Source organism: Synechococcus sp. W55.2 (genome assembly GCF_047461635.1).
GTDB lineage: Bacteria > Cyanobacteriota > Cyanobacteriia > Thermostichales > Thermostichaceae > Thermostichus.
In genome coordinates this window covers 1-9,435 of the sequence record NZ_JANSHM010000090.1, presented here as the reverse complement: position 1 = coordinate 9,435, position 9,435 = coordinate 1, and the positions used below count along the sequence as shown (strand labels likewise).

Annotated in this window: 8 protein-coding genes and 1 pseudogene; 3 read left to right on the top strand and 6 right to left on the bottom strand. The window is 58.7% G+C overall.

Features of this window, described 5'->3' with window-relative positions:
- Positions 1-165: 165 nt before the first annotated feature.
- Complete coding sequence (locus NW828_RS13110; protein ID WP_414343807.1) at positions 166-447, top strand: hypothetical protein; 282 nt, start codon at positions 166-168, stop codon at positions 445-447.
- 66 nt (positions 448-513) lie between these two features.
- On the opposite strand, the gene NW828_RS13105 is transcribed toward NW828_RS13110, so the two are convergent.
- Positions 514-927 (bottom strand): hypothetical protein, encoded by a 414-nt coding sequence (locus NW828_RS13105; protein WP_011431749.1) that lies wholly within the window; start codon positions 925-927, stop codon positions 514-516.
- Positions 928-1,074: 147 nt separating this feature from the next.
- Here NW828_RS13105 and NW828_RS13100 point away from each other — a divergent pair, with 147 nt between their 5' ends.
- Positions 1,075-1,674, top strand: a complete 600-nt coding sequence (locus tag NW828_RS13100; protein ID WP_414384320.1) for a pseudouridine synthase — start codon at positions 1,075-1,077, stop codon at positions 1,672-1,674.
- 268 nt (positions 1,675-1,942) lie between these two features.
- On the opposite strand, the gene NW828_RS13095 is transcribed toward NW828_RS13100, so the two are convergent.
- From NW828_RS13095 to ccsB, 5 genes are all read right to left on the bottom strand, one after another.
- On the bottom strand, positions 1,943-3,292 hold the full coding sequence (locus NW828_RS13095; RefSeq protein ID WP_011431751.1) for an adenylosuccinate synthase: 1,350 nt from the start codon (positions 3,290-3,292) through the stop codon (positions 1,943-1,945).
- Between the two features lie 211 nt (positions 3,293-3,503).
- Positions 3,504-5,003 carry a S41 family peptidase gene (locus NW828_RS13090; protein WP_414384318.1) on the bottom strand — a complete coding sequence of 500 codons (1,500 nt, stop codon included), beginning with the start codon at positions 5,001-5,003 and terminating at the stop codon, positions 3,504-3,506.
- Between the two features lie 165 nt (positions 5,004-5,168).
- Positions 5,169-6,842, bottom strand: a complete 1,674-nt coding sequence (tig, locus tag NW828_RS13085; protein WP_414384317.1) for a trigger factor — start codon at positions 6,840-6,842, stop codon at positions 5,169-5,171.
- 76 nt (positions 6,843-6,918) lie between these two features.
- Positions 6,919-7,302: a lipopolysaccharide assembly protein LapA domain-containing protein gene (locus tag NW828_RS13080; protein WP_414384315.1), complete on the bottom strand. Its 384-nt coding sequence runs from the start codon at positions 7,300-7,302 to the stop codon at positions 6,919-6,921.
- Positions 7,303-7,372: 70 nt separating this feature from the next.
- Positions 7,373-8,392, bottom strand: a complete 1,020-nt coding sequence (gene ccsB, locus NW828_RS13075; RefSeq protein ID WP_414384321.1) for a c-type cytochrome biogenesis protein CcsB — start codon at positions 8,390-8,392, stop codon at positions 7,373-7,375.
- Positions 8,393-8,650: 258 nt separating this feature from the next.
- On the opposite strand from ccsB, the pseudogene NW828_RS13070 reads away from it, so the two are divergent.
- A pseudogene (locus tag NW828_RS13070) lies at positions 8,651-9,435 on the top strand (hypothetical protein); the annotation flags it as partial.

The window sequence follows — 9,435 nt, the reverse complement described above, 5'->3', positions numbered from 1 at the left end:
TCTGGTAGAGCAGAGCAGGCTCAGGGCTACTGAAAGCCCGCTCCGTACCGCTTAGCGGTCGGAGCCGGGTAGTTTACGTCCTCCGCCATTGCCTCGACTCGCATTCCCTATTGGGATCCCTTTGGGGCTGTTCGGGATCGCTTCCAGGCGCTGCGGCAGGAGTGGATGTTTTTGCTCGAGCAGAAACGGTTGGGGTTGTGGGAGCACAGCCAATGGATGGAGCAAATAGAGCGGGTGCAGGGATCCCTGGCGGCCTTGGCAGCGGATCCCACCCCGGAAGCCCTGGAACAAGCCCGTCAGCAACTGGGCAACTTGAAAACCAATCTTGCCACTTGGATGCGGCTGGAATCTCTGCGCAACCCCTATCGAGTTCAAGTTTGGGGCAACCGTCTCGCGGCTTTGGAGATGATGCTGCGCTACGGAGAGCAAACCCTGATGAGGGCATGAAGCTCCCCTCTTGCGGGATGGGGATCCCATCTATCCCCAGAACTTCCCCAGAACCGAAAAAAACTGTTATGGGGTATCTTTCGGCATTTCCTCTGCGGGGTCAGGCCCTGTATCCGGCTCCTTGGGGAGAGCAGAGTCCTCAGGGCTGGGCAAGGACTCTGTCCTGCTGGCGCGAACCGCTTCCGGGGAGGTTTCTGGCTCCTCGTCATCGCTACGCGACGCTTCTGGGAACCCGTCAGCAGTGTGTGGCGCTGAAGCGGGCTGAGCAGCAACAGGTTCAGGAGCAGAAGGAGGAGGTGCAGCTGGGATCCCGGCTTCTTCTGCAGGAACAACCGCAGGTGGCTGAGCAGCTTCTTTTTCCTTTTGCTGTTCGTAGCGGCGGCGTTTGTTGCCCTCATCCACCAGCACGTACACCAGGCTGAGGAGAGAGAGCCCTGCTGTTCCAACCAAAACCCAGAGTAAGTTGTTGTCTATGGTCATGGGGTGAGCCCCGTCAAACGCTGCTGGCGATGGAGGGATATTGCTCCTTAAGGCTTGATCTTACCGTTGAAGCCGCTCTGCCAAATCCTTCTGCCAAATCTTAAAGATTGGAAAGGTTGGGTTCACAGTTTTGTTGTTTTGTGTGTCATGCGCTATCTCAAGTTCTACAAGCCCTATGGCGTGCTCACCCAATTCACCGACCAAGCGGGACGGCCTACCCTCAAGTCTTTTATTCCGGTGCCCAGGGTTTATCCGGTGGGGCGACTGGATCGCGACAGCGAAGGGCTGCTCCTGCTGACCGATGATGGTCGCCTCAATGCCCGCTTGATCGATCCCAAGTTCGGCCATGAGCGCATCTACTGGGTTCAGGTGGAAGGGATCCCCACCCCCCAAGCCCTGCAACAGCTGCAACAGGGGCTGATCATCCAAGGGCGAAAAACGCGCCCGGCCCAGGTCAAAGTCTTGGCTGAGGAACCCACCCTGCCGCCACGGGATCCCCCCATTCGCTTTCGCCGCTCCATCCCCACCACCTGGCTGGAACTGACGCTGCAGGAGGGTCGTAATCGTCAGGTGCGCCGCATGACTGCTGCTGTTGGGATCCCAACTTTGCGGTTGGTTCGGGTTGGACTGGGGCCCCTCTCTCTGGCGGGGCTTGCTCCTGGCCAGTGGCAAGATCTCAGTGAGGTAGAACTGGCCCAACTGCGGCAATATTGTTTTTCTCAAACCATTAGAGTCATTTCAAGTTAGATTAAGACGCTTCCTATTCGCTCGGCAGTGAGGAGCTGGGAAGCAAGACAACGGAACAGTTTTATTCCCTCTTAAATGACTATAAACTAGGACACTGCATCCACACCTAAGACGTTGAACGCACAGGGCCGGAAGGCTTTTCTCCGTAGCTTAGGCGTTTCACCCTAACATGAAATGACCATAACTTAACTCACATTGATCATTACTGAGCATTTGAGTTAATGATTGCCCTATGATTGCCCTTGTTCCCAATTGTTCTTGAGCCCACTCAGTCGGGCATGAGGGCGTGGGCGCGCTTGCCACCATTGGGGTAGAGAAGGGCCCGCTTGGGGCCGTGGATGGGATCCTCGACGATAATCGTCTGGTCGCGGCTGGCCCCCAGAGAAACAATGGCAATCGGCACCTGCATCAACTGTGCCAAAAACTTCAGGTAATCATGGGCTTCGGGGGGCAAGTCTTGGATGGAGCGGCAATCTTTGGTGGAACATTTCCAGCCCGGCAGGGTTTCGTAGATGGGTTTGCACTGGGCGAAAACCCGGGCATCGCTGGGAAAGTGACGAATTTCCCGCCCCTGGTACTCGTAGGCCACGCACACCTTGATCTCATCCAAGCCATCCAGCACATCCAGTTTGGTGATGGCCAGGCAGTCTAGGCCATTGATTCGCACCGCGTAGCGCCCAATTACCCCGTCAAACCAGCCGCAGCGCCGTTGTCGCCCTGTGGTGGTGCCAAATTCAGCACCGGTTGCCCCCAGGTACGCCCCGATCTCATCTTTGAGCTCGGTGGGGAAAGGGCCTTCGCCAACGCGGGTGGTGTAGGCTTTGGCCACCCCGATCACCCGGTCAATGCTGGTGGGGCCGATCCCAGCGCCAATACAAGCGCCACCGGCAATGGGATGGGAGGAGGTGACGTAGGGGTAGGTGCCGTAGTCGAGATCCAACAGGGTGCCCTGAGCCCCTTCAAACAGGATGTTCTCCCGATCTTCGATGGCTTGGGTGAGAAGCAGAGCAGCGTCGGTAACATAGGGGCGCAGCCGCTCGGCATAGGCCAGGTATTGCTCAATGATCGGCTCGGGATCCAGGGGGGGCAGATTATAGATCTTTTCCAGCAAGACATTTTTGTAGGGAATGGCCCAACTGAGGCGCTCCCGCAGCTGGTCAGGGTACATCAAGTCCACGACGCGAATGCCCATGCGCTCGGCCTTGTCGGCATAGGTGGGGCCAATGCCCCGGCCGGTGGTGCCCAGCCGGTAAATGCCACGCCGCTCCTCTTCTGCGATGTCAATGACCCGGTGGTAGGGCAGGGTGACGTGGGCCGTTTCGGCAATGAACAGGTTGTCGGTGGAAATGCCCAATTGATGCAGTTGGTCGATCTCGGCCAGCAGAACCTCGGGATCGATCACCGTGCCGCTGGCGATGATGCAGCGTTTGTCGGGGTAGAGAATGCCAGAGGGGATCAAGTGTAGCTTGAAGGTTTGGCCCCCCACCACCAGGGTATGCCCTGCATTCACCCCACCTTGATAGCGGACGACCACATGGGCCTTTTCACTGAGGAGGTCGGTGATCTTCCCTTTTCCTTCATCGCCCCACTGGGCACCGACAACCACGACGTTTGCCAAGAGCTTCTCCTACAGTCCGTAGATGGCACAAAAAATCCCCTTTGCGGGGGTTGCTGCACTAATCTACCGCATCGCTCCGGGCGATGTTGAGAGATTAGGACAAAAAGATTAACAATCGATTAACTTTTCTCCGGCAGGGGACAACGTGGAGATGGGCGGGATCCCCGAACCCTCTGGCAAGCCAACAGAGATTCCCCAGTTGCCCTCGCCTTCAGCTCCCCGGCTTGAACAGGCCAATGGCCGTGACCTGGTTGGATCCCACCTCAAAGGCAAAGGCCAGGCCCAGGGCATCGTAGTTGACGTAGTAGCGGTCGTCGCGCAGATATTCTCGGCTTCCCTTGGGATAGGGTACCACCTCGTTGTAGCCGTTCTCGCCGGGCCCGCCGTAAACGGCGATCACTTCCGAATAGGTGGAGCCGATGCGGATCCCTTCGCCGGTCATGGCTTCCGGGTGGGTGGTGTAGATGCGGTTGGCGAAAAAGCTATCCACAATGCCCGGATGACGGTAGGTGAAGAGGATGTAGTCCTGCAGGTAAAAGATCTTCAGGTCGCTGTTGGGCTGAAACACATTGGCTCCAGAGGCCGCTGGGATCTGATCGACATTGCCCAGCAGGTGGGTATCCACGTTGCGGGTATCCATGCCCAGCTCAAAGCGGCCAACTCGGCCCTCTTGCACCAGCACGGTAGGCCGTGGGGGCAGGGTGGGTCGCCGTGGGGGCAAGGCCAGCGCTTGCAGGCCGGCATTCAGCCAAGCATTGTCATCTCCTTCCACCGTCTGCAAGGGCACCAGACCCCGCTCCAAAGAGCGACCATCCCCTGTTTTCCAGGTGGCCACGGCCAGTTCCACCGCCGCGCCGGAGGGGAGAGCAAAGAAGCGGGTTTGTCGCTCGCTGCCTTGGGTGGGCTGCCCCAAAATGAGGGTGCTGCCGCTGGCTCCCAACTGGGCAGCCAAGAGGGTGGCCCCCTGGCGGGTGTTACCATCCACGAGAACGGCCAACGGGATCCCGGCGGCAATGGGCAGATTTTCGCTGTTCCAGAGGGTGGGCTGCCCGAATCGGTCTTCGGTAATCAGCAGCGGCTGGACGGAGCGGGGCAAAAACAGGCGCGCCACATCGGCCACCACTTGGGGGTCGTAGCCCACCGAGCCGCGCAGGTCGAGGACAATGCCCTGGCTGTAGTCTTGGGTGTGGAGGGTTTGGCGGATTTGCTGAGCTGTGGCCGGGGTGAGATCCGGCACAGCCAAGTAAACCTGGCGCGGGCCGATCCCGCGGGCTTGTACGGGAGGACGGGGACGGTTGAGCAAGTCCTTAAAAGCTTGCGGATCCCAGAAACGATCGGCGGGATCCCCATACTCCCGCAGGATCTCTTGAATGAACTCGTACTCCACCTCAATGGGGGGGCGGGGATCCCCGTAGCTTCGGGCCAACAGGCGGGTGTAGAGGTCGTTGTAACTAACCGCAGCAGCTTGGTTGCCTGCACCCAAGGACTCGTTGATGAACAATCCCACCAGATGGCGGAGATCCAGCCCGACCGGCTCACGGGGAGGGGAAGGGGCTGCCGGGATCCCTGGATCGGGAAACGAACCTTGGGGATCCGAGGGCATGATGGGCACAGGAGGCAAGGCCGATTGGCCCACAGCGCTGCCGGGCGAGATCCCGGCGATCAGGGTGAGGATCCCCCAAGCCCCAAGTACGCGCGCAAATCCCTTCATGGCAGCCTGCCCTCTTGCAGATGTTGCGAATAGGATAAACCCTAAACGCTCCCCTTTGCCACTGCCAGCAGTGGTAGATATCTATTTTTTGCGACTTGGAACACTAGGGGCTGCGCCCCCTTGCTTTTGAAGGAAATGCCCTCAGCCAGAAAATCCCCAGCGCATTCACTTGCCTTTTTTGTCCTTTTTGCTTGGCTTGGGCTTTTCTGCTGCCGGGATCTCTGTAGCGGTCTCTGCCGCTTTCTCCTCAACTGGGAGCGTTGCCTCTGCCGCAGAGGCTGAGACGGTTTCAGCAGGGGATGCTTCTACAGCCTTTTCTGTAGTTGGCTCGGCTTCCGCAGCTGCAGCTTCTCCATCCGTTTCCGCCCCCGTAGCCGTCTCTGATGAGGATTCAATTGCCTCAGGGATCCCAGATACCTCTGCTTCTGGCTCATCGGCCTCAAACTCGGCCTCTGGCACTTCAACCTTCTCCTCCGAGCCTGCCAAAGAAGTGGGCGCCTGGGTTGGATTCCCCTCGCTATCGACCCAGTTGACCGTGGTCTGAGACTTCAGCCAAGCCATCACCTTGTTGGTCAGCAAGCTTTCATAGACGGCTTGGCGTACTCGTTCCCGATCCAGCTTTTGGCCTTGCTGGGCATAGGCCGCCATCACCTCTTCCACCTCCACGTCCAACTCCGTGGAACCTACGGCAATTTGCTCTTGCCGAACGATGGCACTCAGGGCCAAGGTGCGCCGCAGCCGGTTGATGGCTTCGGGTCGGTGGCGCTCTTTCAACTGGTTAAGGGTTTCGGGAGGCAGTTGGGACAGGAGCTTGCGGATCTCGCCTGGCGTGACCCCTTGCTGCTGTTGCAGCGAGTGAAGGCTTTGGGATAGCAGTTGCGTCGTTTCCTGCTCGACTAGGGTCTCGGGCAGATCCACCTCGGTGGTTTCCAGGATGGCGTTGAGGATGGCGGTTTCGAGGTTCTCCTCAGATTGTGTCAGGGCATCCTGTTCAAGGCGCTTTTGCAAGTGCTCCCGCAGTTCGGCCACCGTTTGAAAGCTGCTGATCTCTTGCACAAAGGCATCGTCCAATTCGGGCAGCTCTTTGGCCTTGATCTCCCTCAGGCAGACAGTGAAGGTAACCGTTTTCCCGGCCAACTCTTTTCTGAAGTAGTCGTCGGGGAAGGTGGCTGCGATCTCCTTGGTTTCGTCGAGCTGCATGCCCACGATGCCCGCCACAAAACCGGGGATGAAGTTGTTTTCCTTGAGTTCCAACTGGAAGTCCTGGGTGGTCATCTCGTCGAGGGGATTGCCTTCTGCATCGCGGGCTGCAAAATCGATCACCACCACATCCCCCAACTGAGCAGGCCGATCTTCTACCGGCAAGAGGGTGGCCCGCTGATCCCGCCATCGGTCGATGAGCTGGTCAATTTGCTCAGGCTTGACGTCAACACGGGTTGCCGTAACGGTCAGCCCTTTGTATTGGCCAACGCGGGCTTCGGGGTACACCTCAACATATCCTGAGAAGCTGAAGTCTGCTTCGGGGTTGAACTGAGCCAAGAGCTGACCCACCTCATCATCCAGCTCGAACCGGCTAATGGGAGTGAGCCGAGCTTCCTTGAAAGCCTGTTGAATGGCCTCGCTGATCAGGTCATCCACAGCACTGGCCATGATGCGCTCGCGGCCCACCTGCCGCACAACGAGGTTGCGGGGGGCCTTGCCCTTGCGGAATCCCGGAATTTGGATATTCTGCTCCAGTTGACGCAAGGTTTTTTCGTAGGAGCGCTTCACCCGGTCGGCTTCTACCACAATTTTGAGACCGACCCGGCTGCCAGGGCGTTTTTCTTGGATAACCTGCATAGGAAGTATGAGCTAGGGAGAGGGGCAAGTAGAAGTTCAATTCTACCTCAACGGCCTGTGGGTCAACCTGGGGATTTTAGGCAGGGGATCCCTCGGTGGCCACTTCTTTCACATCCTGGATGTCCTCTTGGGGTTCGGCACGCTTGCTGGGAGGCAGTTGCTTCACTTTGGCTTCCAGCTCCACCACCATTTCCTTGAGTTCGGTGATGGTGACCTCCTTCTCCTGCAGTTGCCGATTTTTTTCCCGGGCTTCGATGCTGAACTGTACGCGCATCCAGAGGCTATACAGCCAGGCGAGGGCGGCCCCAATCCCAGCAGCAGCCAGAAGTTCCATCACCAGAGGGCTTTCGATGCTGACGCCAGGGGCAAAAGTAACCGTGACCGGGGTGGCGTTTTGCATGGCAAAGAGGGCAATGGCCAGGAGGGCTGAAAACAAGATCAGGTAGTTGAACAGTCGCATCGTTTTTCTCCTCGAAGGGATCCACTACGGCTTGCCAGCACCAGGATACTCATAAACGGGGATCGGTTTCTTAGAAAAACCAGCCATAGCTGTGTAAGCCTTTGCCCAGAAAGTTGACCCCCAGGTAACATACCCAAACCACTCCAAAACCCAAGCTGGCCAAGAGGGCGGGGCGTCTGCCTTGCCAGCCTTTGGTGATGCGGGCATGCAAATAGGCAGCGAAGACCAACCAGGTAATCAAGGCCCAGGTTTCTTTCGGATCCCAGCTCCAGTAGGTACCCCAGGCTTCGTTGGCCCAAACGGCGCCGGCGATAATGCCGATGGTGAGCAGGGGGAACCCCAGCCCGATCAGCCGGTAGCTGGTGTTGTCCAAGATTTCTGCCAGGCTCAGCCGTTGCCAGGGGATCCCTTCGGGGGCCGGTTGGGGGGGGTGTTGAGCGGACGAGGGGGCAGGACGGGGGGAGCGGAGGCCAGCGTAGGCCAGTTCTGAAGCCGGGAAAGGCAGGGTGGCTTCCGCCCATTCGGGATGGGTTTGGGGTTGGGGAGGGCGAAATTGCAGGCCGAGGGAGTTGCCCTTGAGATGCACTTCCTGACCGCGAGTGACGATGAGAAAGCTGATGGAGAGAAGGGATCCCACCAGCAGCGCCGCGTAGGCCAGCAACATCACAGTCACGTGCATCATCAGCCAGTTGGATTGCAAAGCCGGGACAAGGGGCTGGGCTACCTGCATATCTTCCGGCAGCACCAAGGCAGCAAAGGCTACGATCCCGGTTACAACTGGGGCAGTCATGACCCCCACCCAGCGGCTGCGGCTCCAGTGGAGGGCCAGCAGGTGCAAAGCGGTGATCCCCCAGGCCAGGAAAAACAAAGACTCGTACAGATTACTCAAGGGGAAGTAGCCTGCATCGATCCAGCGGGCCGTCAACAGGGCGGCCATCGTCAAGTTTGCCCCGATCATCCCCGCTAGGCCCAATTCGGCCAAAAGCTGCACCTGGGGAAAAGCTGCCCCACCCCAGTAGAACAGCATGGCCCCCAGAGAAATGGCAAACGCCACGTTGTTGAGCAGAGCTTGCCACTGGGCCAGATCCATGCCCGCAAGAGCTGTTATCGCCAACAGAGCCATACACGACCTCAAAAGTGTCTCCGACCCGGCTTGAGCCAGGCCAGTTGATCCCATTCTAGGGCGGGGGAAGGGATCTTCCCCAAAGGACACATGCTGGTAATGTGGGGATGGCTTATCTGCAGCTCGGCAGGGTACCGAGAGTGTCGGGATGTGAGGCTCATGCAAGAACACGCGGGAAATGCCAGGTTGAGAACGTGGGGGTTGTTGAGATGGTGGATCTGTCTGTTGGCCGCCCTCGTTTTGGCCTCTTGTGGGGGATCCCCGCCTGAACCCCCGCAGGAACAGCTTCCCCAGCTAGAGCGCGTGCCGGTTCCCCCGGAGATTGCCAAGCTGGATGCCCATTTGCAGTACTGTCGCCCGCAAGTTCAGATCCTCAGCCCCAAGCCAGGTGAGGTGTTGTCAGAGCGGCAGGTAACCGTTCGCTTTGCGGTGCAAGGGTATCCGCTTTTCCAAGATCCGCAATTGGGTCTCGGCCCTCATCTGCACGTGGTGCTGGACAACCGTCCCTACATCGCCCATTACGATGCCGATGCTCCCCTCGTTTTCAAGGATTTGGAGCCGGGATCCCATACTCTGCGGGTGTTTGCCGGCAAACCCTGGCACGAGAGCTTCAAAAACTCTGAAGCCTATGCCCAGGTTAGCTTCCACGTGCTAGCTCCCACCCCCGAGTACGTGCCACAGCCGCAACTGCCCCTGCTCACCTACAACCGCCCCACAGGCAGCTACGGGGCCGAGCCAATCTTGGTGGATTTCTGGCTGGCCAATGCCCCAGTGCGGGAGAGCCTGTTGAGTGACTTGCCACGGGACTGGCGGATCCGCTACACCCTCAACGGCCAATCTGGCCTGCTGGATCGCTGGGAGTCTTTTTATCTGAAGGGCTTCAGGCCCGGTCGCAATGTGATGGTGCTGGAACTGGTGGACAGCAAAGGGGATCCCATCCGCAATGTGTTCAACAGCGCCGCCCGCGAGATCACCTACACCCCTGGCGGCCAAGATACCCTCTCCAAGCA

Excerpts from the sequence above, each read along its gene's own strand:
- tig (WP_414384317.1), bottom strand. The coding sequence starts at position 6,842 with ATGCAGGTTATCCAAGAAAAACGCCCTGGCAGCCGGGTCGGTCTCAAA.
- NW828_RS13105 (WP_011431749.1), bottom strand. The coding sequence starts at position 927 with ATGACCATAGACAACAACTTACTCTGGGTTTTGGTTGGAACAGCAGGG.
- ccsB (WP_414384321.1), bottom strand. The coding sequence starts at position 8,392 with ATGGATCTGGCCCAGTGGCAAGCTCTGCTCAACAACGTGGCGTTTGCC.
- NW828_RS13080 (WP_414384315.1), bottom strand. The coding sequence starts at position 7,302 with ATGCGACTGTTCAACTACCTGATCTTGTTTTCAGCCCTCCTGGCCATT.
- NW828_RS13110 (WP_414343807.1), top strand. The coding sequence starts at position 166 with ATGTTTTTGCTCGAGCAGAAACGGTTGGGGTTGTGGGAGCACAGCCAA.
- NW828_RS13100 (WP_414384320.1), top strand. The coding sequence starts at position 1,075 with ATGCGCTATCTCAAGTTCTACAAGCCCTATGGCGTGCTCACCCAATTC.
- NW828_RS13090 (WP_414384318.1), bottom strand. The coding sequence starts at position 5,003 with ATGAAGGGATTTGCGCGCGTACTTGGGGCTTGGGGGATCCTCACCCTG.